Annotated in this window: 20 protein-coding genes; 7 read left to right on the top strand and 13 right to left on the bottom strand. The window is 42.8% G+C overall.

Going from position 1 to position 26,683, the window contains the following annotated elements:
- Positions 1–304 precede the first annotated feature (304 nt).
- Complete coding sequence (gene porU2, locus FEM55_RS18655; protein WP_138282902.1) at positions 305–3,289, top strand: putative type IX secretion system sortase PorU2; 2,985 nt, start codon at positions 305–307, stop codon at positions 3,287–3,289.
- A gap of 71 nt (positions 3,290–3,360) precedes the next feature.
- Complete coding sequence (gene porU2, locus FEM55_RS18660; protein WP_138282903.1) at positions 3,361–6,678, top strand: putative type IX secretion system sortase PorU2; 3,318 nt, start codon at positions 3,361–3,363, stop codon at positions 6,676–6,678.
- 23 nt (positions 6,679–6,701) lie between these two features.
- Here porU2 (FEM55_RS18660) and FEM55_RS18665 read toward each other — a convergent pair whose 3' ends face one another.
- From FEM55_RS18665 to gcvT, 8 genes are all read right to left on the bottom strand, one after another.
- A complete protein-coding gene (locus FEM55_RS18665; protein WP_138282904.1) occupies positions 6,702–8,639 on the bottom strand; it encodes an asparagine synthase-related protein in 1,938 nt (645 codons plus the stop codon).
- A gap of 34 nt (positions 8,640–8,673) precedes the next feature.
- Positions 8,674–8,826 (bottom strand): lasso RiPP family leader peptide-containing protein, encoded by a 153-nt coding sequence (locus FEM55_RS18670; RefSeq protein ID WP_138282905.1) that lies wholly within the window; start codon positions 8,824–8,826, stop codon positions 8,674–8,676.
- A gap of 125 nt (positions 8,827–8,951) precedes the next feature.
- Positions 8,952–9,677 carry a hypothetical protein gene (locus tag FEM55_RS18675; protein ID WP_138282906.1) on the bottom strand — a complete coding sequence of 242 codons (726 nt, stop codon included), beginning with the start codon at positions 9,675–9,677 and terminating at the stop codon, positions 8,952–8,954.
- 37 nt (positions 9,678–9,714) lie between these two features.
- Positions 9,715–10,362, bottom strand: coding sequence for a uridine kinase family protein (locus FEM55_RS18680; RefSeq protein ID WP_138282907.1), 648 nt, complete (start codon positions 10,360–10,362; stop codon positions 9,715–9,717).
- 53 nt (positions 10,363–10,415) lie between these two features.
- Positions 10,416–12,245, bottom strand: a complete 1,830-nt coding sequence (locus FEM55_RS18685) for a PorZ beta-propeller-like domain-containing protein (protein WP_138282908.1) — start codon at positions 12,243–12,245, stop codon at positions 10,416–10,418.
- An 80-nt stretch (positions 12,246–12,325) separates the two neighbouring features.
- Positions 12,326–14,302 carry a hypothetical protein gene (locus FEM55_RS18690; RefSeq protein ID WP_138282909.1) on the bottom strand — a complete coding sequence of 659 codons (1,977 nt, stop codon included), beginning with the start codon at positions 14,300–14,302 and terminating at the stop codon, positions 12,326–12,328.
- Between the two features lie 22 nt (positions 14,303–14,324).
- Complete coding sequence (locus tag FEM55_RS18695) at positions 14,325–15,035, bottom strand: 2-phosphosulfolactate phosphatase (protein WP_138282910.1); 711 nt, start codon at positions 15,033–15,035, stop codon at positions 14,325–14,327.
- A gap of 35 nt (positions 15,036–15,070) precedes the next feature.
- Positions 15,071–16,153 carry a glycine cleavage system aminomethyltransferase GcvT gene (gcvT, locus tag FEM55_RS18700; RefSeq protein WP_138282911.1) on the bottom strand — a complete coding sequence of 361 codons (1,083 nt, stop codon included), beginning with the start codon at positions 16,151–16,153 and terminating at the stop codon, positions 15,071–15,073.
- Positions 16,154–16,313: 160 nt separating this feature from the next.
- On the opposite strand from gcvT, the gene FEM55_RS18705 reads away from it, so the two are divergent.
- The gene (locus FEM55_RS18705) at positions 16,314–17,483 is read left to right on the top strand and encodes an FG-GAP repeat domain-containing protein (protein WP_138282912.1); all 1,170 of its coding nucleotides are present in this window, start codon (positions 16,314–16,316) and stop codon (positions 17,481–17,483) included.
- A gap of 76 nt (positions 17,484–17,559) precedes the next feature.
- Here the strand turns inward: FEM55_RS18705 and FEM55_RS18710 are convergent, their stop codons facing one another.
- The 4 genes from FEM55_RS18710 to panD form a co-directional block, all read right to left on the bottom strand.
- Positions 17,560–18,240 carry a zinc metallopeptidase gene (locus FEM55_RS18710; RefSeq protein WP_138282913.1) on the bottom strand — a complete coding sequence of 227 codons (681 nt, stop codon included), beginning with the start codon at positions 18,238–18,240 and terminating at the stop codon, positions 17,560–17,562.
- Between the two features lie 8 nt (positions 18,241–18,248).
- Positions 18,249–18,737 carry a D-glycero-beta-D-manno-heptose 1-phosphate adenylyltransferase gene (gene rfaE2, locus FEM55_RS18715; RefSeq protein ID WP_138282914.1) on the bottom strand — a complete coding sequence of 163 codons (489 nt, stop codon included), beginning with the start codon at positions 18,735–18,737 and terminating at the stop codon, positions 18,249–18,251.
- A gap of 75 nt (positions 18,738–18,812) precedes the next feature.
- Positions 18,813–19,847: a lysylphosphatidylglycerol synthase transmembrane domain-containing protein gene (locus FEM55_RS18720; RefSeq protein WP_138282915.1), complete on the bottom strand. Its 1,035-nt coding sequence runs from the start codon at positions 19,845–19,847 to the stop codon at positions 18,813–18,815.
- 46 nt (positions 19,848–19,893) lie between these two features.
- Positions 19,894–20,244 carry an aspartate 1-decarboxylase gene (gene panD / locus FEM55_RS18725; protein ID WP_138283067.1) on the bottom strand — a complete coding sequence of 117 codons (351 nt, stop codon included), beginning with the start codon at positions 20,242–20,244 and terminating at the stop codon, positions 19,894–19,896.
- A gap of 298 nt (positions 20,245–20,542) precedes the next feature.
- Here panD and FEM55_RS18730 point away from each other — a divergent pair, with 298 nt between their 5' ends.
- A complete protein-coding gene (locus tag FEM55_RS18730; RefSeq protein WP_138282916.1) occupies positions 20,543–22,015 on the top strand; it encodes a Gfo/Idh/MocA family protein in 1,473 nt (490 codons plus the stop codon).
- Between the two features lie 47 nt (positions 22,016–22,062).
- Here FEM55_RS18730 and panC read toward each other — a convergent pair whose 3' ends face one another.
- The gene (panC, locus tag FEM55_RS18735; RefSeq protein WP_138282917.1) at positions 22,063–22,905 is read right to left on the bottom strand and encodes a pantoate--beta-alanine ligase; all 843 of its coding nucleotides are present in this window, start codon (positions 22,903–22,905) and stop codon (positions 22,063–22,065) included.
- Positions 22,906–23,110: 205 nt separating this feature from the next.
- Between panC and FEM55_RS18740 the strand changes: the two genes are divergently transcribed.
- From FEM55_RS18740 to gldD, 3 genes are all read left to right on the top strand, one after another.
- Positions 23,111–23,917 (top strand): glycogen/starch synthase, encoded by an 807-nt coding sequence (locus tag FEM55_RS18740; protein WP_138282918.1) that lies wholly within the window; start codon positions 23,111–23,113, stop codon positions 23,915–23,917.
- 202 nt (positions 23,918–24,119) lie between these two features.
- Entirely contained in the window at positions 24,120–25,958 is a 1,839-nt protein-coding gene (gene glmS, locus FEM55_RS18745) for a glutamine--fructose-6-phosphate transaminase (isomerizing) (protein ID WP_138282919.1), read from the top strand.
- Between the two features lie 61 nt (positions 25,959–26,019).
- Entirely contained in the window at positions 26,020–26,613 is a 594-nt protein-coding gene (gene gldD / locus FEM55_RS18750) for a gliding motility lipoprotein GldD (protein ID WP_138282920.1), read from the top strand.
- The last annotated feature ends 70 nt before the right edge of the window (positions 26,614–26,683 follow it).

A 26,683-nucleotide genomic window follows, 5' to 3' on the forward strand; every position in this document is an offset into this window, starting at 1 on the left:
ACCTAGGAAATTTGGCCAGGTTTAACTTTGCATATGCAACAAATGATCAAGATAGAACAATATGATTCATATTGTTTAACTAAATTTGAATGTTGTAAGTCAGCTATTGCCCAGTTGTGTCTCAAGGCAATATTTTAGCACAATACTAAAAATGAGTAATGTTTTATAAGCTAAAATGTGTCAGGCTACGTTAGATATCGTAGTTTTAATTTTAATATGTAAGTAGTACAGATATTGGCTAACTGCAAAAATCCAGCTTTATCAATCAATTTAATAAAGAATACACTATATCAAAAACAGTTTTATGAAGACAAAAAACTTTACTAGGTTAATTTTTCTTTTAGCAGTCTGTATTCAGGTACAAATAACTGTTGGACATGCACAAACGCCATGGAGTGGAAAGTATGGGAACGAATGGCTTGCGGGAAAGTATGGCCAATCGTGGTTGCGTATCGGTGTTTCCAAGAATGGCATTTACAAGGTTGCGTTACCAGTCGCTTTCCAGAATAAGCCTAATTTACTGCATTTATATCGTCGAGGTGTTGAAGTTGCACTGGTAAGTGCAACCAATACAGAAATAGAATTTTACGGTGTGCCCAATGATGGAGCCTCGGATGCTTTGTTGTATCGTTTGCCTACAAGCAGAAAAAATACCAACTTCAGCATTTACTCGGATGAAAGTGCATACTTTCTGACATTTGATTCTACACCTCGAACAGCAACAGTACAGGTTTCTCTTGTTCCTGATCAGGCAGTAACTCCACAGCAATTTCATTATGCTACCTATTTCAAAGAGTTTACAATTGAAAACTCTCATATGACTACTTATCCGAGTCGTCCTGCAACCCTTAACAGTTATTTTGAAGAAGGAAAAGCAGGAACCGGAACAAGGATAGCAAATAATTCTGCGGACATTAAAACCTCCAATCCGAAACCTGTTATTTTTTCAAACTCGTATGTAGCCGAACCATTTATTTATCAGCTTAAATCAAGGTTTGGATCTGCTGTACCGAAAGTTAACGTTCGTCTGAAAGGTCGTGGCTTTCTGTTTAGCGCTACCTCAAATGTTGGCGTATATGCCGGCAAAGACAACACTCCGGCTTCTTTGAGACTAACCGGATCTACAGCAGTTACCGGATTCCTTGATCAGGACTATAATTTTGAATTACAGGAAACAGACATAGAAAACGGACAGGGTACACTTGGTTTCAAATCAACCGGTGGTGCTTCGGACGGGTTTTCTGTTTCTTACTATTCTGTAACGTATGAGCAGAAAATTGATATGCAGGGAGGAAATTCTTATGAATTCAACTTTCCGGCTTCCAATTCCAATACAAGATTTACCATACTGAATACACCATCTGGAAATCTCAGGTTTCTGGACGTTACCGACGCAGATCATCCAAGGATTATTAATGGAAATGCTTCTGATCTGATGGTTTCACGAAACGGGGGTGTGATGAAACTGCTGGCTTCAAATGAAAGTACAACAGTTACTCCTTCCTCGGTAACCTTCCAGCAAATAAACCCGGCTGATTTTGATTATCTCATTGTGACGAACGAAACGTTATCATCAGGAGCTCAAACGTATGCCGATTATCGTAAAAATGGATCGCCAGGTAAAAAGTATAAACCAATTGTCAAGAAAATTACGGACGTCTACAACCAGTTTAATTATGGCGAGCCAAGTGCCGTTGCAATTAGAAGGTTTGTTGATTTTATGATTTCCGATGAGAATAAAGACAAGTATCTGCTGCTTTTAGGAAAATCAATAACGTACTATGAAAGAAGTACCCGGGAAGTTCCCGATGAAGTTCCGACTGTCGGATTTCCTGCTTCTGATTTGTTGCTTGTTGACGGACTTGGCGGTACGCCTGATGATGTTCCTTCTATTCCTTATGGAAGGATTTCTGCTATAACCAATCAGCAATTAATTGACTATTTAAATAAGGTAAAGACTTATGAAAGCCAGACCGATGTTTCATGGAGGAAAAACGTACTGCATCTAAGCGGAGGTAAAGGAAACCTGCAGGTTCAGGAATTTGCCAAAAATTTGTCCGACATTGCTTCTGCATCGAACCTTTCGAATGCGCCTTATTATGGTAAAGTTATTGCTGTGCCGAAAGCTCTTGATTTAGCAACCAATGCAATTCAGGAAATTTCAATAGCACCTTATGTAAATGGAACGATTGATCCGTCTATAACTGGGATTGGAATGGTTACTTATTTCGGACACGGAGGTGTTGATGTAACCGATCTTAATTTTGGGTATGCTACTGATCCGGCAAAAGGCTATGCAAATACCAGTAAATATCCGATTTTGTTCTATAATGGCTGTGGTGTAAATAACGTGTTCAGTAACCGTTTTAAGTTATTTTCAGAAGCACCCGGAAGTCCGTCGTTCAGGCGGCCGATGTCTCTGGACTGGTTGCTGGCTGCTGACAAAGGAGCAATAGCTGTATTTGGTAATGACTGGGATGCCTATGCTACTACTTCCAATGAATATTTGGATAAGCTTTATCTGGAAATTTTCCCAAAATCAGATTTGGAAAGAAGATCGATCGGAGGAATTATTCAGGATGTTGCCTTGAAAACAAAGCTTGAAAAAGGATATTCATACGATCCGATTACAAACGGCAGAGTAGCGTCCTACTATGATTACGACAGAGCAAATATTCATCAAATTATTTTACAGGGAGATCCGGCTCTTCGCATTTTGGTAACCGACGGGCCCCTTCCGGTTGAGCTGATTTCTTTTGATGCAACATTGGCAGAAAAGAATAAAGTGGATGTAACCTGGAAAACGGCCTGGGAAAAAGACAACAGCCATTTTGTAGTGGAAAGAAGTTACAATGCCAAAAATTTTGAAGAAATTGGATTTGCAGAAGGTAAAGGAGATTCCAATACGGAAAGCACTTATCTGTTTAGTGATACAAATCCTCTTGCCGGTACAAGTTATTACCGTTTAAAGCAAATTGATAAGGCAGCAGTATCCGGAGACAAAACTTCGGCGGAAAAAATCAGTTACTCCAAAATTGTTTCCATCAACAGGCCTGAGACAAGTATGCTGGTTATTTCACCTAATCCTGCAACGGATCTGGTCGAAATTGTTCTTGATGCTCCGGTTAAAATAAAAAACTGGGACATACTGAATCAGCAAGGAAAAGTATTTAAAAGGGCGGGAACAGGAAATAAAGTAAATCTTGCCAATTTCCCAGCCGGAGAGTACATTATTAAAATCCTTACTGAAAATGAAGATATTTATTTTAAGAAAATTGTGAAAATGTAATAGAAAAGCACGGACAAACGTTCTAGCAACAATGTCCGTGCTTTCATTATTTCATACTAAATACACACGATTTGAAAACTTTTCTATCTTCCATTCTACTCTTTTTTTTATTCTCAGTTAATCAATTGTTTGCGCAGGAAAGCGCTTCTTTTGCAAACAGCTGGATTTCCTATGGCAAACCTTATGTGAAAATCGGCATTACTGCCAAAGGAATATATAAGGTACCATTTGCTTCTCTTCCGGCAGGTTTTTCAACCGTCCAACCATCTAATCTACAACTCTGGCATCGTGGAAAACAGGTTGCAATCCTGAGTACTGATAACAATGAAATTCTCTTTTTTGGTGTACCAAATGACGGATCAAGCGATTCCGTATTTTACCAGCCAACAAGCTCCCGATTGAATCCGTATTTCAGCATGTATTCCGATGAAAGTTCTTACTTTCTGACAAATGGAGAAACAGCAGGATTACGGGCGGAAGTCATTAACAAACCGGCAGATACGAGTATTCCTGTACAAACTTATTTCAGAAAAACCAATCTGAATGTATTCAAGGATGTATACTCGATGACAACAGAAGATCCGAATGCTCCTAATTTACGAAACAGCTTTTTTGAATTTTCTGCGAGCAAAACAGGACCTGCCATTATTGATGGTAAAACAGCAGCTTACCCTTTTGAACTTTCAGGTATAAAAAAAAACGAATTAGAGAAAGCTACGGTTAAGTTGCTTTTACATGGAAGAAGCAGTAATTCCCGAAGTATTGAGATTTCAGTTGGAAAAAATGAACAATCATTAAGGCTTGTGAAATCTCTTTCCAGCGCAGGTTTTGGTGCAACAGAATACACCTTTGAACTTGAAGAAGGCGACACAGACGAGAATGGAAAGGGCATATTTACATTTAAGTCGGGAAGTACGGAAGATAAACTAAAAAGATTTTCACTTACCTATTTTCGTATTTCTTATCCGGCATCCACGGCAATTCAGGGAAAAACCAGCTACTTTGACCTGCCTGCTGTCTCGGAGCCTTTTAGCCGTATTTCCTTGTCCGGCAATTTTGCAAATGCAAAGTTCCTTGACATTACAGATCCCGACAAGCCCAGGATTATCATGGGTAAAGCAGATAATCTAGTAATTTCAAGAACATCCGGCAAGATGGCCAATATGTTGGTTACTGATGAAACAAGCATTGTAAATCCAGCCAAAATCAGTAATGTACAATTTAACAAACAAGATGTAAATTCCATTAATTACATTATTGTTTCCAGTGAAAATCTACTGCAAGGAGCAAACAGTTATGCAGCTTACCGTTCATCTGTTAACGGAGGAAGCTTCAAAACGGCTGTTGTAAATATTAAAGATATTTACAATCAATTTAACTATGGAGAACCGAGCCCTGTTGCCATTCGTAATTTTGTAAATTTTGCACTGTCGTCGGGATTAAAAGACAAGTATCTTTTACTCCTAGGAAAGTCGGTTACACACAATGAAAGAATGGTAAGAGAATTGCCGGATGAAGTTCCGACAGTAGGCTATCCGGCTTCTGATATATTGCTTGTGGAAGGACTTGCCGGAGCACCCAAGAACGTTCAGGCCATTCCTGTTGGAAGAGTATCAGCAATAACTAATCAAAATGTTCTGGATTACCTTCAAAAGGTTAAAGATTATGAATCAAATATTTCCGGAGAATATGGATGGCGCAAAGAAGTGCTTCATTTGAATGGCGGTAAATCAACCGAAGAAATAACGCAGTTGAAAAATGAACTGGCATCTCTCGAACCTTTTGTTATTAACGGGAGTATTGGCGGCAAAGTAACACCATTTGCCAAGCAGCAGGCAATGGCTGAGGTCGAATCAGTAAATATAACGTCTCAGGTAAATGAAGGTGTAGGACTGATTACTTACTTTGGGCATGGATCAACGATACGTACAGACTTGAATATGGGGTATATTACGGATGGCGACCGCGGATATAACAATGCCGGTAAATATCCGATGATGTACTTCAATGGTTGCGGAGTAGGAAATATTTTCAGTGCGCGCTTCAATCCAAATCCGAACGCTTCTGACCGTTATGCTTTATCGCTCGACTGGCTACTTGCAAAGAACAGGGGCTCTGTAGCAATTGTTGCAAACTCCTTTGAAAGCTTTGTCAGCCCGTCAGCCAAATATCTGCAGGTTCTTTATGAGAAAATGTTTTCAGATCCGGCAACTGTTAACTTGTCAATAGGTAAGATTTTGACAGCCGTAGCAAATCAGGTACTTACGTCAGATAATGGTGTATACGCTATTGCCAATATTCATCAATCCATACTTCAGGGTGATCCGGCATTAAAGCTCATAACAGTAAGCAAGCCTGATTATTCTCTTGATGTTAACAATAGCATAAAGATATATTCAAAATCTCCTGATAAAACCATTGGATCTTCTGATACATTAAAACTACAGATTGGCATTTTTAATCAGGGAAGGTTTTTGAAGGATGATAAATTACCTGTTAAAATAACTTTTCACTTTAAGGAGGGAACCAGTTCTCAAATAGAAACCATTGCAGCTTTTCCTTATCAGAGTACATTGGATATTGTATTTCCAAACAAAAATCAAAATATTCAGAGGGTGGAAGTACAATTGGATCCGGACAACATACTGGATGAGTTGAATGAAAAGAATAATCTGGCAGAGCTGGAAATTAACTGGGAAATAGCAGAGAACGAAATGCTGTATCCAGTTGAAACCATCAAGGACATTATTCCTCCATTGCTTAATGTCAAGGTAAATAACAGAATGATCAGAAATGAGGAGGTGTTACTGCAAAACCCACTATTAAATATTACAGTGAATGATGATCGTCTGATTGTCGGGGATACGGCTTTGGTAGATATTTTTATCAAACCTTGCTGGAATGGGAACTGCGAGTTTGAACCGGTAAATTACACTGCTGGCAAATATGATATTCAATCCCTAACTGCTCGTTCTTTTCAAATTAACTACTATTTTGATAACCTTGTAATAGGAAAGTATGAACTGTTGATCAATGTTCGGGATCAGTCAGGAAATTCATCCTTGCAACCTTACAGAATACGTTTTGAGATTAGTGAAGAGGTATCACAATGGAGTGTTACAAGCAGTCCTAATCCATCTTCATCGTACATTCGGTTTGAAGCTAAAACAGTTGATTTTGAACAGATTGAATCTCTGGAGTACTCGGTTTATAATCTGAAAGGAATCAAGGTTGGGGAAAAAATTATTGATAAAGTGCAAGCAGATGTGAATGAATGGTATTGGCAGCCTGACAATCAACCTTCTGGTTTATACATTTATAAAGTTACCAGAAAAGGAAAGGACTCAACAAGTAAGCAGCTGACCGGAAGAATTCTGATTGTTAAATAACTTTAACAATCAGAATTTCTCGTCTAAGATAGTTTTTTCTCATTAAACCATTCCAGCCAAAGCGCAAGTGATATGGTTCTGGTAATATGGAACCATGGCCTGACTTTATGCGTATAGGGAATTCGGTTGTTTTCAAGAACTGTGGTTTGCTCATTAAACTTTTTCCTATCTACATATTCCCAAACCAGCTTTGTATCATTCAGGAATTCTTCGGCTTGTTTGTAAAGCCGGAGCGTAATTTCCTGTCCATGCGATGATGCTAATGTAGCTTTGCTGCTGCGGCCAAGTACCTCATCGGATAACAGCCCTTTCATTGCTTCCCGAAAGTGTTCACGGCCTTTACCGTTTCCGTATTTAATGACATTCGGTACCGCCATGCATACTTCAAACAAGTCTTTATCAAGAAAAGGAGATCTGTTGCTTATTCCGTAATGTTCACCAAGTACAAACTGTTGCTCTATTGCTGTAACTGCTCTTGGCGTAAATACATCTTCAAACAACGGTTGAAAATGCTCCGGCAAATTGCTGCGTAAAGATGTAGGTAAAACAGGCTCCACAGATGCAAGAATTGGTCTTTGCAAATATTCATCTTTTAAAATGGAAATTGGAGCATTAACTGCCTGATGCCGTAAGCGATTGATGAAATTACCTAATCCGCGCTTTAAAAAGTAAGTATTGGATATTCTCAATGTGCTATGTATTTCCCTGTACACTTTCACGAGATCTTTCAAGGATAAATTTCTTGCATCTGAGATACGGTTATAAAGAAAATTCTGAAGAACAAGATTATACTTTTGTTCAAAGGAGTATGAATTCCAATTTGGATATTGTTCAGTTAAGGAAAAATAGGGTACCCTTTTGCGTAAAAGGTTTTCAAAGTCATGCCATTTTTTTTCCTTGAAAGTTTCTCCTAATACTTCCATTCCACTTCCAATAACAGAATCGCCGCCACTTCCACGTAAAAGGATATTACAATCAAGATATTTGGCAAAAGGCATCATGGTTGTAATCAATGAAGGAGAAAGTGTGGATACTTCCGGTTCACCGTATAATGCAGTATGTGTTTTGATCAAATCAAAATCTTCCTTTGATTGGTATACTTCATGGTGTATGGATCCTATTTTGTTTACAACGCTTTCAGAATAATAACTTTCATCCATTTCCTTGCTTGCACTTTTGTGATATAAAGTGTGCAAGGTGCGGGATGGAAAAATATGTTTAAACATTGTACTCACCGAAGAGGAGTCAAGTCCGCCACTCAAATGAGAAGCAACATTCAACGACTCATTTAAAGCAGATGATCGTACAGAATCTTTAAAAATGTTGTAAACAGCTTCGCCATAATCTTTTAATGATGATAAATGAGACCATTTCTCAGGATTAAAGGTTACGTAAGGCTCCGTAACAACTTTGTTTTCATACACTGTTACTATATGACCTGGGAGAACGGATTTTATCTGATCATAAAACGAATCATAGGAGTGCTTTGTCGTAAGATCCATCCTGAAACGGTGGTACGATGTAATTGCACTATCATTAATGTTTAGATATGGCTGAACTTCTTTATTTGAAACAAGCGAAGCAAGGCTTGTTGAAAAAGCAAAAAACTTTTTTGGAATGTGCAGGTAAAATAAGGGAATAGTGCCGAACAACTCACGAGCCAACAATATTTGGTTGTTGACTTCATCATAACAAATAGCTATCCTTAATTTGTTATCACAATTTTTTAAGATTTTACGGCAAAAATCAAAAGAGAGTATTTCATCATGTAAAAAATTACTTAATGAAGTACTCTCTTTATTGTTAATATCGAAACTTGCTACAAGAAATTTATTGAAGGGATCGTGGTCTAAATGATGAGTACCGATTAGACCATGATTAAATTCAATTGCTTTTTCAAAAAAAGGCTTGTTATTATTAGAAGTTACAAATTGATAATTTATAAAGCCTTCAATCAGCAAAATTCAAATCTTTAAGCAAATCAAAATTATTTTTTTAACCTTCAGAAGAAAAGTCATCAGGAGGAGTAAGGTCAGGAAGACTTCCCAACTTTCCTTTTGTCAGCTTACTAACATTCCCGTGCTTTTTCAGAATTGGCTTGCGGTAAGCCTTTTTGGTCTGTGTAGAGTGCGAAGTCACTGTTCTCATTTTTAAAATGTTGTTAATATGATTAATACCAGTATCCAGCGTAAATTTAGTTAGATAAACTTAATTAACAAATATTTTGAACCCGGATAGGGAAAATCGAAGTTGTATTTTACTAAAACTGGCTGCTACTTACTTCCGTACTCGATTATCTTTCTGATTTTATGCGACCCTGACTCAATCTTGCCTGATCCGATGCAGTTTTCATTCTGACAAAGTTCCAGGGCTGTCTGATCATCCGAGATTAATCCTACTCCGAGTGCATATTGCTTTACGCCGATATATTTGTTGATTATCGATGTATCTCTACGCTCTTCTACTGTCACCGTTTTATCAAAAGACTGTGCATCGATGCTCGCAGGCTGACCGATATGCTGATAATGATAATTTTCTTCGTCCAGGTCATTATAGCTGTTGCCATTCCATTCCAGGTTTGCGTCCACCGGAAACGCCATGGAAAAATACATCCGGCTATCCATGTTGGTCAGGATCTTGTCGGGATATTTCTGTACCGTAAATTCCTTCACCTTTTGCCAGTAATCTGCTGAGGTGTTCCGGGTAGAACGGGAGAAGGTGTAAGTCGAAACGCCTTCATTGGTTTCCACTCTGATCACTTCATCTTTTTCCTGCCATGCTTTTACCACCGGATCTTTCTGGCTTGTGGAATACACTTCTTCCTGAACCTGATAAATGGAGTACCTTCCTGCTTCCAACGGAAAATAGTTGTAGTCACTGACTGGTTCCGTCGTCTTTGTATCGCATGAAAAAACTGCAACCATGATCAGAAGCAGAAACGGGTTACTCAAACCGGCTTTTTTGGGCAACCAACTGTTAATGTGTGTATGGATCTTCATAATCTGAATAACTATGCTTGCTTGTATAAATATAAAACTAGTCCAAAACCTTTCGTTCTTCCAGTTTTCCTTTGAGAAAACCGATTAACACCTGAAGGCCTGTATCAAAACGAGAATTGTTGTTGATAATTACGTCTGCTTCGGAACGCAGCGGCAGAATAAATTTGTCATAAGTCGGTGCAACATGATGTTCCCACCGGTACAAAACATCATTCAGGTCATAACCGCGCTCATTGTTGTCACGAATAATTCTTCTTTTTATTTTCACATGCTCCTTGGCGTCCACAAAAATTTTCAGATCAATCAGTCTGGAAATTTCCGGAAAATAAAATACAAAAATCCCTTCTACAATAATAATCGGTCTTGGTTCAAAAACCAGAATTTCGGGCTGAATGAGCGGATTATTGAAAGTGTACTCCTTCTGATGGACTTCTCTGCCGGCGCGGAGCACAGCGATATGTTCCGCAAACAAATGATGATCAATCGTTTCAGGCAAATCAAAATTTTCAACGCCGTTTTCATCTTTCGGTATTTCATGAATCGGACGGTAATAATTGTCCTGCGAAATGCGTGTGATTTCATCTTTGCCAAAAGCATCGATCAGGCTTTTCATGAAAAAGGTCTTACCGGACGCGCTGCCGCCGGTAATTCCGATGATATAAGGTAGTTTTTCGGGGGTTATCATAAAGGTCGAGCATGAAACCTGATTTTTACAGATTTCATAGATTTTAAATATACTTATTCAATAACGGCGAGTTTTCCGGCAAATTTTTCATTTCCATCATTTGTAACAACGAAAACCATATAAATTCCTCCTCTGGCCCGTCGTCCGGTGTAATCATTCAGATTCCACGATGCCGTTCCGCCCTGAGATGCCGTTTCGTAAATCAGCCGGCCGGAAAGTTCGGTAATTTTAACAATGGATTTATCCAGAAGCCCTTTTATTCCAACCAATCCTGCAAAACCCGGCCTGACAGGATTCGGGAAAATGGTTACAGCAGAAAGATTTTCCGCTGAAGCAGATGCGTTGCTCCGATAAGAAACCATGCCGTTGGGCGTATCTATAAAAACCATTCCGTTTTCAGCATCAAACCGCAATGCATGGATGTAATCCGACGGAAGAGGAGAGTCCGTTGCTGTAAATTGCCGGATCAATTCCATGCCGTCCGCACTGAAAAGGAATAATCCGTTTGCAGTTCCGATCCACTTTCTGTTTCCGGGTTCAACAGCTATGGCGGTACATTTTTCATTGGCAAAAAGCCTGCGCTGGCCATAAACCGGCAATATGGCATCTGTGCGGCCGGCATTCAGAATATCATCTGTAATAAAATAGCCTACTCCTTTATCACTTGCAAACCAAACGTAGCCGTCCTGATCCAGCGCAAGACTGTGGATGGAAGATGACGGCAAACTTCCATTGCCGATGGAAACGGAAAGTACGCGCTGTTTATTTTTTTCTTTATTCTCAACCAGAATGCCACCGCCAAGATAATCCGGAAGCCGTGCCCAGCTAAGTCCGTTCCGGTCAATGACAACAGAATCTGGACGCGGCGAAATGGTGGTGTCTTTTTGCTCCGGAACAAAAGATGTAAAATCCGGACCCGAGTTACGGATCAGGCCGTTTTTATAATCTGCAATCCATAATGTTCCATCAGCAGTTTGCAATGCTTCGGCCGGTGATTTGATTGAAGTGTTGTTCGTGATTGTTGCACTGTTGTTTTCATCAATCGTAACAATTTTATCGTCCAGTGCGACAATCAGGGACTTTTCATGCTTTGATATCGAGTAACGTTTGCTTTGGGAAGAATAAACGTTCTGCCATGCTCCGCCGGCTCTTTCATAAATTCCTTTTCCGGAAAATCCTGCATAAAGTTTATTGTTGTACTGACATACAGCCACCGCATTAGCCGGCGTTCCGACCGGTTTCCAGTTGGCAAAATACTGACGGTTAACATCAGGCTGCATGGATGCAGCAAGGATTCCGTTTGAAGTGACTGCATAAATGGAATCACTGGAAAAGGCAATGTTACTGACAGCTACTTCCGAGCCGTTTAAGCCAATGTAGCGATATGTTTCTTCAACCTGACGCAGCCTGGTATCCAGTACCAGAATTCCGAATCTTGTGGATAAATAAGCAAGTTCCTGATGAAAAGTAACCTGTTTTATTTCTTTATTGTCGGGAAGCCCGGCGGCATTCTGAAGAACAGGCCATGGAATTATTTCTTTTGGTTCCGCATTTTGATCTATATAAACAAGATCAATAAAGCCGCTGCGGTAAGCAACCAGTAACAGGCTGTCTTCAGAATCGTAAGCCATGCTGCTGACTCCGCTTTCGCTTAACCCGTCCAGTTTGGACCATATTCTGATTTTCTTATCCGAAAGGTTTACGCTGAAAAGGCCGTTGTAAGTGGAACAGAAAATGTGGTCGTTAGCCTGAACAACTTGCTTTGCTGAAAGATAACTGAAATGCGTTTCCCATGATCCGAGCGGCACATGCTGCGCTTTGATATGGCCATTTACAGTCATAAATAGAAAAGCAAGCACCACAAACCGTCCCATTTTCATCATTTAACTTTTCCTTTTGTTCCTGTTTCAAACCAGAAATGAAAAATTGGTATTTTCTGAATCTGTTGGGCGAATGCTGTCTTTCAGTTTTCTACGGTCACCAGTGCAGATCCTTTTCCGGTTCCTGTTCCACAACCGCTTTTCAGGGAACTGATCTTGAATTCCGTTGTGGATGCAGGCGAAACCGAGATCAGATATGGATTCAGAAATGTTCCGTTAATGGCCGTTCCGTCAGACAGTGTAAATGACCATGGCGGCATTCCGTTGCTGAATTTCAATTGAATACGGGTTGATCTTCCTGCGGAAACGGTACTCTTGCCGGATACTTCGCCCACTGCTTTGTCCGGTGCCACGACGTCAATTTCCTGAATTGCGCTGGAAACAGCCGGAGAGGAAGAAATAATACGTATTTTCTGCGTACGGATTGTGTCTTCCGATGCAGAACCGCTGATCTTTACTTTCATCGTAGCAGGCGTTACAGTAGTCGGCAGGTCTACGAATCTTCCCGTTTTATCAGTTATCTGCACTACAAAACGGTTACCCGGATTGTAGCGTCCTTCTGTTTTGTAGGGTATTTCAATGGAAGAGCCGGAACAAACCATATTCTGCGGCAGCTTGTCAAGCGTGATGCTTGCCGGCGCACTTTTTACCGAAATTTTTGCTGATCCTGAAAACTTGCCGACGCCGCATAATCCGCCTGCAGACGTAATCTGGTAATTGGTGTCATATATGGGCTTGACCTTGATCTTGTAAACCGGTTCCTGAATGTTGTTTTCATACGTTCCGTCGGAAAGCAGCACAAACCACGGGCCGCCACCGGTGAATTTTACCGTCAGTTCGCCGGATTCATTTTCTCCAAGGTGCAGCGAATCTTTCTGTAGAATGGCCGTAGCAGGTGAAACAATTGTTACGTTGGTCGTCTGGCTTACAAGGTACGGCGCTGAGGAGATTACCCTGAGCTTGTATTCTCCGGGTTTGTAACTGGTCGGGATCTGCGTTACGATCTGGCCGGTCGTGTCGGGTGTGGAAATGGTTTTGAAAGCGCCGGTCCTTTCTGCGATCTGGACCACAAAATGGTTGCCTTCCTTGTACTTGCCGGTTGCATTGAACGGCACCTGAAAAGGTACTCCGCTGCAAAGCCGGGCAATTTTCTCAGCTTCTTTCAGTTCCAGTTTCGGCTCCGGATTGTTGTTGACATTCACAATGGCTTCGCCGGACGTGGTTCCGCTTCCGCAGGCGTTGGCGACAGCCGTCAGCCTGTATGCTCTTACGTCTTTTGGCCTGACCGAAATATAATGCGGATTGGATAAGGTCTGTAAAACGGTACTGCTGTCCGAGAGCCGGAAAGACCAGGGAGCCGCGCCGGTAAGATTTACTTTGAGCATAGCCTCCTGTCCGGGCATAATGCGTACTGACTGCGTTCCGTCGGCAACTTCGAGGCGGGCAGCTGGCAACTGCAGCAAACGAACCGGCACTTCCTGACTTTTGATAATCGGCTGCGTACTTACAATCTGAATACGGTATACTTCTCCGCCGATCTTATACGAAGGAATAACTGCTTTTACCGGACTTTTCTTGACGGGCAACGAAATAGGAACAGACTTTCCGTTCGCATCAATCATATGTGCAACAAAAGTGTTTTCTTCATCAAATGGCCCGACTGTCGAAAACGGAATGGTGATGGCCGTTCCGGGGCAAACAGTGAGAAAAGAAATATCGTCAACTATTATTTTATAGGACTGAATGCTGTCAGCAAGTGTCTTTGCCGGTTTTTCAAGTTTTTCTTCAGCTGCCTGCTCCGTCAATGTATCCTGTGAGACACCGGATACATGCTCCGGTTGCTGCACTTTGCCTGAAGAATCAATCCGCACAGAATCAATGACTTCGGCAGTATTCAGCCGGTTTGTGTCCGGTCTGGCCCGAAGTGATTGTTTTGCAGGAGCGTTTACAGCCCGCTTTGCTGAAGACTGTTTTTTGGGCGTTGTGCTTCTTTTCTGTGCATTAGCAGCATTGGCATAAAACAGCAGTCCGAAAAAAATGAAAAAGACGAATCTTGACATGTAAGATTTTAATTAAAAAAATTTAATGCATTGCTACCAGCTGGCTTCCCCGTAAAATCGGTACAATATCGTAAAGGTCCGTCTGCAGGCAGTAAGAAATATCTTTCTGGATCCCGAGCCGCTGCAAACGCCTTACGTGTGAAGAGTTGGAAACGCTTGCCAGCAGGTTGTTGCGGCTTTGTTCATACAGGCGCTGAGCCATCAGTGTGCCGTCTTCCAAAAGCATATACTGATCTTTCAGAGCATCTGCGAGCGCGCCAGCAAAAAGCGTATCTTCCAGGTTAGGCCTTCCTTTCCAGCCGGCACAGAGAACGAGCACGTCATACGGTTCAGACCTGAGATGATTGGCGAGCGCGCCGAGATTAAGAAAGGATCCGACCATTACTTTTACTGCCGAGGTTTTTGCTTTGGCAATAGATAACGTTCCGTTGGTTGTAGTCATTGCAATTTCGGCACCGATCAGACGCTCGTTCATATAACTGAACGGGGAATTGTCAAGATCAAAACCTTCCACTTTGCGTGCATCGCGTTCGGCTGCTGCAAAATAGCCCTTATCCTGTAAAAATTTACATTCTTCAATCGTGGCAACAGGTGTTATGCTTTTTACGCCATAAGCCAGGCCGGTAACCATACAGGAAGTTGCCCTGAAAACATCGGCGACAACAACAATGGAATTATCTAGTTTATGCAAATGAAGTAAATCGGGTGTCAGACAAATATCAAGGTGTTTCATAAATGCAATCGGAACGATGGGAAAGCGGTTGAGGGTTAGTTTTTGACAAAGGGCAGTTTCACTACTTTGGCTTTCAGCAATCTGTCACGGACTTTTACAAAGATTTCCGTGTCGGGCTTGCTGTAAGCGGCCGGAACATATCCCATACCGATGCCTTTTTGTAAAGTAGGCGATTGGGTGCCGGAAGTGACTTCGCCCAGTTTGTTGCCGTCGGCATCACACAGTTCGTAATGGCCTCTCGGAATTCCTCTGTCGATCATTTCAAAACCGACAAGCTTTCTTTTCAGACCGGCTTCTTTCTGCGCTTTTAATGCCGAAGCACTGATAAAATCTTTATTGAATTTGGTAACCCAGCCCAAACCGGCTTCCAGTGGAGATGTTGTATCGTCGATGTCATTTCCGTAAAGACAGAACCCTTTTTCCAGTCTCAAAGTATCTCTTGCGCCCAACCCGACGGGCTTGATCCCGAATTCTTCTCCGGCTTCAAAAATGGCGTTCCACATTTTTTCAGCATCCTCTTTGTCTACATATATTTCAAAACCGCCGGAGCCTGTATAACCTGTTGCCGAAATAATGACATTTTCAATTCCGGCCATTTCTCCGATCTTGAATGTGTAATATTCCATGGCGGCCAGGTTTTCGCTTGTCAGTTTCTGCAGCGTAGCCGTTGCATCCGGACCCTGAACTGCCAAAAGACAAAGGTCATCCGAAACATTGCTCATTGCTGCACCTTCCGTATTCTGGCTTTGGATCCAGTTCCAGTCTTTTTCTATATTGGAAGCATTTACGACCAGAAAATATTCATCGTCACTGACTTTATAAACCAGCAGATCATCTACAATTCCGCCGGCAGCATTAGGCAGATAACTGTACTGTACTTTTCCATTGTACAAAGCCGAAGCATCATTGGAAGTAACTTTCTGCACAAGAGCGGTTGCATTTGGCCCTTTGATGCTGAATTCGCCCATATGCGATACGTCAAAGACGCCGACATTATTTCTTACAGTGTGGTGTTCATCAAGATCCGAGGAATAGCGCACAGGCATTTCAAAACCGGCAAAAGGAACCATTTTGGCGCCAAGCCGGACATGGACATGATGCAGAGGGACAGTTTTCATGAATGATTAATTGGTTCACATTAATTTACAAAAGTATGCAAAGCCGGTCAAAGCGACACAAAAAACTCTTTTTTCAGAAACAAGGATGTAGTATTTGAAGTATATTGTGAAAATATAGGTTAAAAGGTTTATTTATGAGCATTGATTACATTCCGGAAATATGAAGAAGTACTTGTTGATCCTTTCGGTTTTTTGCATGGCCGGAAAGTCGTATGCGCAGACTGCTACTTTCAGCGGCGAAGTTATTGATGACAACATCAGCATCGGCTACGGCGTTACTGCAGGCGATGTGGACGGCGACGGAAAACAGGACATTCTGCTGGCGGATAAAAAAGAAATTGTCTGGTATAAAAACCCGGGTAAAAAAGGAGAAAAATGGGTCCGGTATATCATTGCAAAAGATCTTACCGAGCAGGATAATGTATGCATTGCAGCCCGGGATATTGACGGAGACGGAAAAGTGGAAGTAGCCGTCGGGGCGCAATGGAATCCTTCCGAAACAAAAGATGCAAAAAAATCCGGGGCTGTGTTTTATATGCTTTCTCCCGAAGACCGGGCGCAGCTTTGGGAACCTGTGCGCCTGCACCACGAGGTGACCATTCACCGCATGCAATGGTTGAAAAAAGCAGACGGCGGATTTCAGCTTGCCGTACTGCCGCTGCATGGTGAAGGAAACACCGGGGGACAAGGAGCAGGCGTTAAACTCATTACATTTGACGTACCGGAAAACCGCAAAGGCATCTGGAGCTACGAATTGCTGGAAACCAACATGCATATGACGCATAACATGCATCCGATGGAAGTGCCGGGCAGGATTCTCGGACTTGCGGTTGCAGGAAAAGAAGGCGTGCAGATTTTTCTGAACGGAGCGGATGGCTGGGCTACATCGGGTAACTGGATGGTTCCAAATAAGGGCGTCGGGGAAATCAGAACAGGAAGCCTGAGTAAAAACCAGCTTTTTACGGCAACGATTGAGCCCATGCACGGCAATTCAGTTGTCGTTTATTCAAAGGATAATCGTACAGTACTTACAGATAAAATTAAAGAAGGCCATGCTTTGCTGTGCGCGGATTTTTTCGGACAGGGAAGAGATCAGATCGTAATGGGCTGGCGAAATCCGGATGAAGGCGGGCGGACTGGCGTTCGCATATTCGTCGGTTCCGATGCTGAAGGCAAGAAATGGCAGGAATATGTGCTGGATGAAAAAATAAAAATGGCCTGTGAAGATATTTCATCCGCCGATCTGGACGGCGATGGCGATCTGGATATTATTGCTTCCGGGCGTTCTACAAAAAATGTGGCTGTTTACTGGAACCAGCTTAAAAAGTAATCAGTTTGCCCACAAACAAAAACGGATCGCAGTTTTCTGCGATCCGTTTTTGTTTTTATTAAAAGTCCCTTTCCGATTAATCTCTGCGTCCCATCAAAATGCTTACATAATAAAGCAAGGTTGCCAGAGAACCGATGGCTGCAACAAGATAAGTACGTGCTGCCCATTTCAATGCATCGGCAGACATGATGTATTCTCTTTCGTTTACAATCCGGTTATTTTTAATCCAGGCCAAAGCGCGGTTACTTGCATCGTATTCAACCGGAAGCGTAATAAAGCTGAACAAGGTAGTCGCTGCAAACAAGGCAACGCCGATTGTCAGCGGAATCAAAGTTGTATTAATCATCAGGATTCCAGCCAGAATAATCCATTGCATGTAACTGGAAGCAATGCTCAGGAACGGCACCATTTGTGACCGGAACTGAAGCCATTTGTAAGCTGTAGCGTGCTGTACGGCATGTCCGCATTCGTGTGATGCGACTGCTGCTGCCGAAACGCTGCGTCCATGATATACATCCGGGCTCAGGTTTACCGTTTTATCCTGTGGATTATAATGGTCCGTAAGTTTTCCTTCTACGGATAACACTCTCACGTCGTAAATTCCGCTTTCACGGAGCATGGTTTCGGCGATTTCCTTACCGCTCATTCCGTTACTCAGGCCTACTTGCGAGTACTCTTCAAATTTACTCTTTAACCGCCACTGCACATAAAAGCTGATGGCCATTACGAGTATACCAATCAAATATGCTCCACCCATAATTTTATCTAGTTATATCCCTGTTTTATTTTTTCAATCAGTGAACTTGTCGAATATCCCTGCACAAGAGCGATCGTTTTTACTTCACCTCCATTATTCAAAACAAAATCCGCGCCAGCAATGTTTTCGACCGTATAATCGTCTCCTTTTACCAAAATGTCAGGTTTTATAGCTTCAATAAGCTGACTTGGCGTCGGGTCGTCGAACAAAATGACAGCATCAACGAATGAAAGTGCTGCCATCAGGCGTGCTCTTGCATATTCGTTCACAACGGGGCGCAAAGGTCCTTTCAGGCGGCTTACGGATGCATCCGTGTTCAGTCCGAGGATCAGCCTGTCACCCAAAGCACGTGCTTTTTCCAGGTAATCGATATGCCCGAGGTGAACGATATCAAAGCAGCCGTTTGTGAAAACAACTTTCTGACCTGCGCGCTGCCAGTCTCCGATTGTGGTGATTGCTTCTTCCAGTCTTAGGATTTTGCTTTCGGTATGATTCATGGATAAGTCGGTTTTCAGAAGTCGGAAATCAGTCAGAAAAATAAATTTGCCGTTAATGCCAAAATCAGAAATAATCTAGCTTTTGGCAGTAACGTGTGCTTCCTGTTCCACAGGTTTCTTGCTTTTGGTAAGTACGTATAAGAATGCCAAAGCGCCTGTGATCAGCATAAATATCATTTGTGCACCGTGAATAAAGGTCGCTAGCGTAATTCCGTCATTCTGGGAAAGTCCGTAAAGCACCATGACATTGCCAACCAAGAGATGGTAAGCGCCGATTCCGCCCTGCGTAGGAGCCGTCATGCCAATGGCGCCGACTACAAGCAACGTGAGGCCGGCAAGCGGGCCGAGGTCTGACGTTTCCGGAATACAAAAGAAAAGAACGTACGAAACAAAATAATACATGACCCAGATGGCAATGGTGCTTAAAATGAACAACCCGGGACTGCGCAGCTTTCGGATGCTCAGTAATCCTTCCAGCATTCCCTTTACAAAATGCAGCACTTTCTGAATAATTGCATGCTGCTGAAGTTTGTTCCGGAACGTAAGGTTCCTGTAAATAAAAACAGCAGCAACCGAAATCAGCACAATTCCTGCGAGCAGTACGGTCAGCAGCATACTGCTACCCGAATTTCCTTGTCCGCCGGCAACTTTACTTTGGAAAAAATCAGTGAAAAAAGTACTCAGCCTGTCAAATTCAAGAATGAAGTTCAGACCGATCATGACCAGCAAAACAAGGACGTCAAATATCCTTTCAGCAACGACGGTACCAAAGCTCAGGTTGACGGGAATGCGTTCAAGCCGGTACAAGGTGCCGCACCGTGTGACTTCGCCCATTCGCGGTACAATGTAATTGGCAAAATAGCCTGTAAGAACGGAAATAATGCTGTTCCAGAGTCCGGGTTTATGTCCGAGCGGTTCCATCAGCATTCCCCAGCGCCACGCCCGTATAATATGCGCACAAAGCAGAAAAAAACAGGAAACAGCAATCCATCGCCAGTCCGACTCCGCAAATCTGTCCAGCATTTCTGCCAGATTGATATCTTTGAATACAAACCAGATCAGACCGCCTGCAAGCAGGAGCGATACTGCATAACGTAGAATATTTTTCATTGGCTGTGATATAGTGAATGTTAGTGCAAATAAAAATAAATCTACATTAAACTACCAACTGATTATTATGATCCGGAAAAACAATCATGGGTTTAAAGGTTTTTGCTTCTTCCTGCGACATGGAGCCGTAAGCGATAATGATAATAACATCGCCGATCTGGACTCTTCTTGCTGCTGCGCCGTTGAGGCATATCATTCCGCTTCCGCGCTCACCTTTAATGACATAGGTTACAAAACGTTCGCCGTTATTATTATTTACAATATGCACCTGTTCGTTTTCAACTAGTCCGGCGGCGTCAATAAGATCTTCATCAATTGTGATACTGCCGACATAATTCAATTCAGCCTGGGTTACTTTTACCCGGTGAATCTTCGATTTCATCATTGTTATTTGCATTTCCTTCTGGTCGGGATTCTGGTTAATCTGCATTAATTCCCAAAGTTACAGGAATAATATGCAGCCTTCAAAACATCAGTATGCTGCTTAGGGTTCCAATCCGTTCTCTGCCGGCATCGGGTATCAGGATGTGAAATGAAAACGGTACAGCCATGCGGGAATCAGCCGCTGTTCATGCATAAAGGATCTTTGGCCCGCCGGCACGCCATTATATTCCGGAGCTGATCCAGAGCATAAGTAATAATCCGGTTTTTGATGCTTTATCTTTATTATCAACTTTTTTCCATTAAAAGATCCAATGAGTACAGAAAATAAACCGAAGGATGTTTCTCGCCGTGACTTTTTACAAAAGAGTACGGCAGCGGCAATTGGCAGTTTTTTTATAGTTCCCCGTCATGTTTTAGGTAAAGGATATCGTGCACCGAGTGATAAACTGAACATTGCCGGAGTCGGGGTTGGAGGTAAAGGTTTTTCGGATACTAATAACGCATGGAACAAAGGAGCTGAAAATCTGGTCGCGTTATGCGATGTGGACTGGGGCCAGGCTAAAAAGAATTTTGAGCTGCATCCGGATGCCAAAAAATACAAGGATTTCCGCAAGATGTTCGACGAAATGGAAAAGGACATCGATGCGGTTACCGTTTCAACTACAGACCATATGCACGCCATTATTGCCATGGCAGCCATGCAGAGAGGGAAACACGTGTATGTTCAGAAGCCTTTAACGCACGATATTTACGAAGCGCGCATGCTGACCGAGGCTGCACGGAAATACAAGGTTGTAACGCAAATGGGAAATCAGGGCGCATCGAACCCTGCACAGACCCAGATGAAAGAATGGTTTAACAAAGGCCTGATCGGAAATGTGCATGAGGCGCACGTATGGACAAACCGCCCCGTATGGCCGCAGGGAATTCCGGTTCCAACCGGAAAGTTCGACGTGCCTTCGGATATTGACTGGGAACTTTGGGTCGGCTCGGCAGAGTGGGTGGATTACAACCCGGCATGGCATCCGTTCAAGTGGCGCGGCTGGTGGAATTTCGGAACGGGCGCTCTGGGCGATATGGGCTGTCACCTGATCGATCCGGCTTTCCGTACGCTCGGACTGGGTTATCCAACGGAACTGGAATGCAGCGTAGGACAGGTTTTTATCAAAGACTGGACTCCGGAATACATTCCCGAAGGCTGCCCGCCGTCTTCACGTGTGCAATTGAAATTTCCTGCCAATAAAATTAACAAATCCGAAGTTACGCTTACATGGCACGACGGTGGTTTGCGTCCTTTTCATCCGGAACTGATCCCGGCAAACGATCCGCTCGGAGAACCGGACAGCAGCAACGGCGTTCTGCTAATCGGTGAAAAAGGCGTAATGACCTGCGGTACTTACGGAGTGGATCCGAAAGTTTATCTGAAAGATGGTACCAAGCTGGAATACAAACAAGGCGATTTTGGTAACAAATACACGACGATGCCGGAATATGGCCATCATGTTTCCTGGTCGGACGCCTGCAAAGCCGGTTTTAACAGCAAGGAACACAAGGCACTTACATCTTCTTTCGATTACGCAGGTCCTTTGACTGAAACCGTTATCATGGGAAATCTCGGTATCCGCAGTTATAACCTGCGCGAAGCGAGAGCAGACGGAAAAGGATTTAATTATCCGGGCCGCAAGAAGCTGCTTTGGGATGGAAACAACATGAAAGTAACCAACTTCGACGGCGCAAACCAGTTTGTAAAACGCAAATACAGAGGCGACTGGAAATTGTCTTAAAATACAAGACATCCGTAACGCTGCAGCTTTTGCAGCGTTACGGATGTTTAAAAAACGATGTTGTCAATCAATCTTACCGGGCCGAGGAAAACGGCAATGCAAATGGCATTGCTTCCTTCCGGGCCAATGCGCTCTACGGATTGCAGCGTTTTAAGGTCAGCAATCTCTATGTAATCGAGTGTAAATTCTTTCATAGAAAGGAATTCACTTTTTGCGAGTTCAGTTACGTCATGAACCTGTTTGCCTGCGAGCAGGTTTTCTTTTGCTGATGTCAGCACTTTGTAAATGGCAGGAGCAATAGCTCTTTCAGCTTCATTAAGCCGCCGGTTTCTCGACGACATGGCCAGTCCGTCACGCTCGCGTACGGTTGGGCAAATAACGAGTTCCAGATCAAATGAAAGGTCCGCTACAAGCCTTTTGATAATGGAAACCTGCTGCAGATCTTTTTGGCCAAAATAAGCCTTATGCGGCCGGACGATATTAAAGAGCTTTGAAACCACAATTCCGACACCGTTGAAATGTCCCGGCCGGGAAGCGCCTTCCATAACCGTTTCAAGCGTTCCGAAATTAATTTTCAGCACCGCCTTTTCCGGGTACATTTCTTCGACAGTTGGCGCAAAAACAGCCGAGCAGCCGGCTTTTTCAAGCATGGCATAATCTTCTTCAGGCGTTCTGGGATATTTCAGAAGATCTTCGGGATTATTGAACTGCGTGGGGTTGACAAAGATGCTGCAAACCGTAATGTCAGTCTGCCGGATAGCACTTTCGATCAGTGAAATATGTCCTTCATGCAGGGCCCCCATGGTAGGAACAAGGCCGATGGTACGTTGCTGTAAAAGCTGCTGATCGAGGTAATTTCTGAGGCTTTTGACTGAAGTAAATACTTCCATTTAAAATATAAATCAGGGGCAGTAAGCAAATCCTTTCCTGTGCTTTTTAACCTGGGCAGGAACAACAGGCAGGATTCAAGAATATCTGAGGCAGGCAATCCCAATCTGAACGCAATATTACATTTAGTTTGGAATATCTTTTGAAAATGCGATTTTTTTTGTATAATTTTGCAAAACTTTTTTTCACAAACTGCTAAAAGGATCTATGGAGAAACTACGAATTTTGTATGTAGCCAGTGAAATCAATCCCTTCCTTCAAACCACAGATGTTGCCGATTACGTAAGAAAACTTCCTCAGGCAATGCAGGAACTAGGTGCAGAAATCAGAATTCTGGTTCCCCGTTTTGGTTTAATCAATGAGCGCAAAAACCGGCTTCATGAAGTAGTTCGACTGTCTGGAATAAATATTACTGTAGGAGATGAAGAAAAGCCGTTGATCATTAAAGTAGCTTCCATTCCGAATGCCAAGTTACAAGTCTATTTTATAGATAATGACGATTATTTTCACAGAAAGTCGGTATTCTTTGATAAAGAGAATAACTTTTTCGATGATAACGATGAGCGTGCCATTTTCTTTTGCAAAGGGGTGCTGGAAACGGTTAAGAAACTGGGATGGGCTCCGGATGTGGTACATTGTAATGACTGGATGACTGCTTTGATCCCGTTATATCTGAAAACCACTTACCGCAACGATCCGATGTTCAAGGATACGAAAAGTGTCTTTACGGTACATAACAATGCTTTTGATTACAAATTTGATGCGGATCTGCAAAGCAAGGCCAAAGCCATGGATGTAAGTGACGAGGCGTTGTCCCATCTTCATTCTGCAGATTTTGAAGGCTTTGTTAAAATCGGCTGTGCTTATGCGGATGCCGTTATCAAAGCGGACGATCACTGCAGCGAAAGCCTGAACCAGATTTTCAACAGTGCTCCGAAGCGTGTCGAGCTGGACGAGCACAATGAGAAATTCTCCGAGTCGTATTACAACCTGTATACAGACCTGATGAATTGATCCTGATAAAAAATCATAAAAAACGGCGGCTTCTTCAAGTCGCCGTTTTTTTGTGCCAAATTTTTTTTAGCGATGTGTTCGAACACTCTTGAAAGAATGGGTCAATTTCATTTTTCCGGGAAAATTTAGTTTGTGAGGCAAGCCTGATTCCTATTTATTTGCACATTCTCATATACATACACTTAAACTTACAACTTCAAATATGTGCGGAATTGTAGCTTACACCGGCAGCAGAGAAGCGTGCCATCTGATCCTGAAAGGTCTGAAAAGACTCGAATACCGTGGTTATGACAGTTCAGGAATTGCGCTGCTCGAAAATGGCGAGTTGAATATTTACAAGAAAAAAGGAAAAGTTGCCGATCTGGAAAGCCAGCTTTCTGAAAAGCCATTTTCCGCAACGACCGGAATCGGCCATACGCGCTGGGCCACACACGGCGAGCCTAATGATGTCAATGCACATCCTCATTTTTCCAACAACCGCAGACTTGCCATTATCCATAACGGAATTATTGAAAATTATGCGGCCATCAAGCAAAACCTGACGCAGAAAGGGCACGTTTTTCACAGCGATACCGATACAGAAGTTCTTATCCATTTCATTGAAGACATTCAGCAGGAAACCGGAAACGCTCTCGAGGCCGCAGTTCGTCTGGCTTTAAAGGAAGTAGTAGGTGCTTATGCCATTGTTGTCATGTCTGCGGATCATCCCGGCCAGCTGATCGCAGCCCGGAAAGGCAGCCCGCTTGTGATCGGCATTGGTGAAAACGAGTATTTTTTTGCTTCTGACGCTACGCCGATTATTGAATATACTAAAAATGTGGTTTATCTCGATGATTATGAAGTAGCAACCGTAAACCAGGGCAAACTGAGCATCCGGAATCTGGACAGTACAGAAACGGTTCCTTACATACAGCTGCTCGAAATGGAGCTGGATACGATTGAAAAAGGCGGTTATGACCATTTCATGATCAAAGAAATTTTTGAACAGCCCCGTTCCATTGCGGACAGCATGCGCGGAAGACTCCGGGCAGCGGACATGCATCTGCAACTGGGCGGACTCAACAATTATCTGGAAAAACTTGCCTGTGCCGAGCGGATTATTCTGGTAGGCTGCGGAACTTCATGGCATGCCGGACTCGTGGCCGAATATCTGTTTGAAGAACTTGCACGCATCAATGTGGAAGTGGAGTATGCATCCGAGTTCCGTTACCGCAATCCTGTTATTAGGGAAAATGACATGGTGATAGCCATTTCACAATCCGGAGAAACTGCGGACACGCTTGCTGCCATTGAACTTGCAAAATCAAAAGGAGCTACGATTTTCGGAGTATGCAATGTGGTCGGATCTTCTATTGCACGCGCCACGCACGCAGGCGCTTACACACATGCCGGTCCGGAAATAGGCGTGGCAAGTACAAAAGCTTTTACGGCGCAGGTAACCGTACTTACTTTGATCGCCATTGCCGTCGCCAGAAGGAAAAATACGATTTCGGAAGAAACTTACCGCCAGTTGCTCGGAGCGCTTGAAGCCATACCCGGCAAGGTGGAAAAAGTGTTTGAGCATGCTTCCCGGATCAAGGAAATTGCTTACATTTTTACTTATGCACGGAATTTTATTTACCTCGGCCGCGGCTTTAATTTTCCCGTAGCACTGGAAGGAGCACTTAAGCTGAAGGAAATTTCCTATATACATGCAGAAGGTTATCCCGCCGCCGAAATGAAGCACGGGCCGATTGCATTGATTGATGAAGATATGCCCGTTGTGTTTCTGGCAACCAGAGACAGTTCCTATGAAAAGATCGTTTCCAACATTCAGGAAGTGAAGGCAAGAAGAGGACGGGTTATTGCAATTGTAACGGAAGGAGATACTTTGATTCCGGAAATGGTCGATTTTGTGATTGAAGTTCCGGAAGTGCATGAAATCCTGACGCCGCTTGTTTCGGTGATTCCGTTGCAGCTGCTTTCCTATTACATTGCCGTCATGCGCGGAAGAAATGTAGACCAGCCCAGAAATCTTGCAAAATCGGTAACGGTAGAGTAGGCGGAAAATATTGTTGCATGCTTTTCGTTAATTTTGGGCGCTCATTTACCGGTTACTCAGCATGATATCAAAGCATTCCGTTTTATTGCTTGTCCTTTTTGTTTCTGTTACTATTTTTTCGTGTGGAAAAGAGGAGCAAAGTTATGCTCCGAAGCCAAAAGGCTATAACCGGATCGAACTCCCTGCGCATCAGTATCAGAAGCTTTTGCAGGAACATCCTTACAGCTTCGAATTTTCGAAATATGCAGTTGTTGTTCCGGATACTTTTCCAATGGCGGAAAAAGACTGGGTTTTTATCAATTACCCGCAGTTCAAAGCCAGTATTCAGCTGACTTACAAAACAATCCGGAACGATCCGAAACGATTGAGCGACTTTATAAATGATACGTACAAACTGACAAGCAAACACCAGATCCGGGCTTCATCCATTCAGGAACAGCGGGTTCTGACACAAAGCGGAAAAATGGCAATGCTGTTTAAAATAGAAGGAGATGTTCCAAGCCCTTATCAATTTTACATAACAGACAGCACGACGCATTTTTTAAGAGGCGCCATTTATTTCCCGACTGCAACAAAAAATGATTCGCTGGCTCCGGTTATCGATTATCTGCAGAAAGACATGCTTCAGCTTTTAAATACGCTGGAATGGAGATAAAATCCGGAACGATATTGCAGTGAAAATTGTAAGCATGTATCTTTGATATCATGCACCTCAGCTTCCTTAC

Source organism: Dyadobacter sediminis (assembly GCF_005860765.1).
Lineage (GTDB): Bacteria > Bacteroidota > Bacteroidia > Cytophagales > Spirosomataceae > Dyadobacter > Dyadobacter sediminis.

What these genes read in the sequence shown, in the direction of transcription:
- porU2 (WP_138282902.1), top strand. Translation starts at nt 305, where the DNA reads ATGAAGACAAAAAACTTTACTAGGTTAATTTTTCTTTTAGCAGTCTGT.
- FEM55_RS18670 (WP_138282905.1), bottom strand. Translation starts at nt 8,826, where the DNA reads ATGAGAACAGTGACTTCGCACTCTACACAGACCAAAAAGGCTTACCGC.
- FEM55_RS18675 (WP_138282906.1), bottom strand. Translation starts at nt 9,677, where the DNA reads ATGAAGATCCATACACACATTAACAGTTGGTTGCCCAAAAAAGCCGGT.
- FEM55_RS18680 (WP_138282907.1), bottom strand. Translation starts at nt 10,362, where the DNA reads ATGATAACCCCCGAAAAACTACCTTATATCATCGGAATTACCGGCGGC.
- FEM55_RS18685 (WP_138282908.1), bottom strand. Translation starts at nt 12,245, where the DNA reads ATGATGAAAATGGGACGGTTTGTGGTGCTTGCTTTTCTATTTATGACT.
- FEM55_RS18690 (WP_138282909.1), bottom strand. Translation starts at nt 14,302, where the DNA reads ATGTCAAGATTCGTCTTTTTCATTTTTTTCGGACTGCTGTTTTATGCC.
- FEM55_RS18695 (WP_138282910.1), bottom strand. Translation starts at nt 15,035, where the DNA reads ATGAAACACCTTGATATTTGTCTGACACCCGATTTACTTCATTTGCAT.
- gcvT (WP_138282911.1), bottom strand. Translation starts at nt 16,153, where the DNA reads ATGAAAACTGTCCCTCTGCATCATGTCCATGTCCGGCTTGGCGCCAAA.
- FEM55_RS18705 (WP_138282912.1), top strand. Translation starts at nt 16,314, where the DNA reads ATGAAGAAGTACTTGTTGATCCTTTCGGTTTTTTGCATGGCCGGAAAG.
- FEM55_RS18710 (WP_138282913.1), bottom strand. Translation starts at nt 18,240, where the DNA reads ATGGGTGGAGCATATTTGATTGGTATACTCGTAATGGCCATCAGCTTT.
- rfaE2 (WP_138282914.1), bottom strand. Translation starts at nt 18,737, where the DNA reads ATGAATCATACCGAAAGCAAAATCCTAAGACTGGAAGAAGCAATCACC.
- FEM55_RS18720 (WP_138282915.1), bottom strand. Translation starts at nt 19,847, where the DNA reads ATGAAAAATATTCTACGTTATGCAGTATCGCTCCTGCTTGCAGGCGGT.
- panD (WP_138283067.1), bottom strand. Translation starts at nt 20,244, where the DNA reads ATGCAAATAACAATGATGAAATCGAAGATTCACCGGGTAAAAGTAACC.
- FEM55_RS18730 (WP_138282916.1), top strand. Translation starts at nt 20,543, where the DNA reads ATGAGTACAGAAAATAAACCGAAGGATGTTTCTCGCCGTGACTTTTTA.
- panC (WP_138282917.1), bottom strand. Translation starts at nt 22,905, where the DNA reads ATGGAAGTATTTACTTCAGTCAAAAGCCTCAGAAATTACCTCGATCAG.
- FEM55_RS18740 (WP_138282918.1), top strand. Translation starts at nt 23,111, where the DNA reads ATGGAGAAACTACGAATTTTGTATGTAGCCAGTGAAATCAATCCCTTC.
- glmS (WP_138282919.1), top strand. Translation starts at nt 24,120, where the DNA reads ATGTGCGGAATTGTAGCTTACACCGGCAGCAGAGAAGCGTGCCATCTG.
- gldD (WP_138282920.1), top strand. Translation starts at nt 26,020, where the DNA reads ATGATATCAAAGCATTCCGTTTTATTGCTTGTCCTTTTTGTTTCTGTT.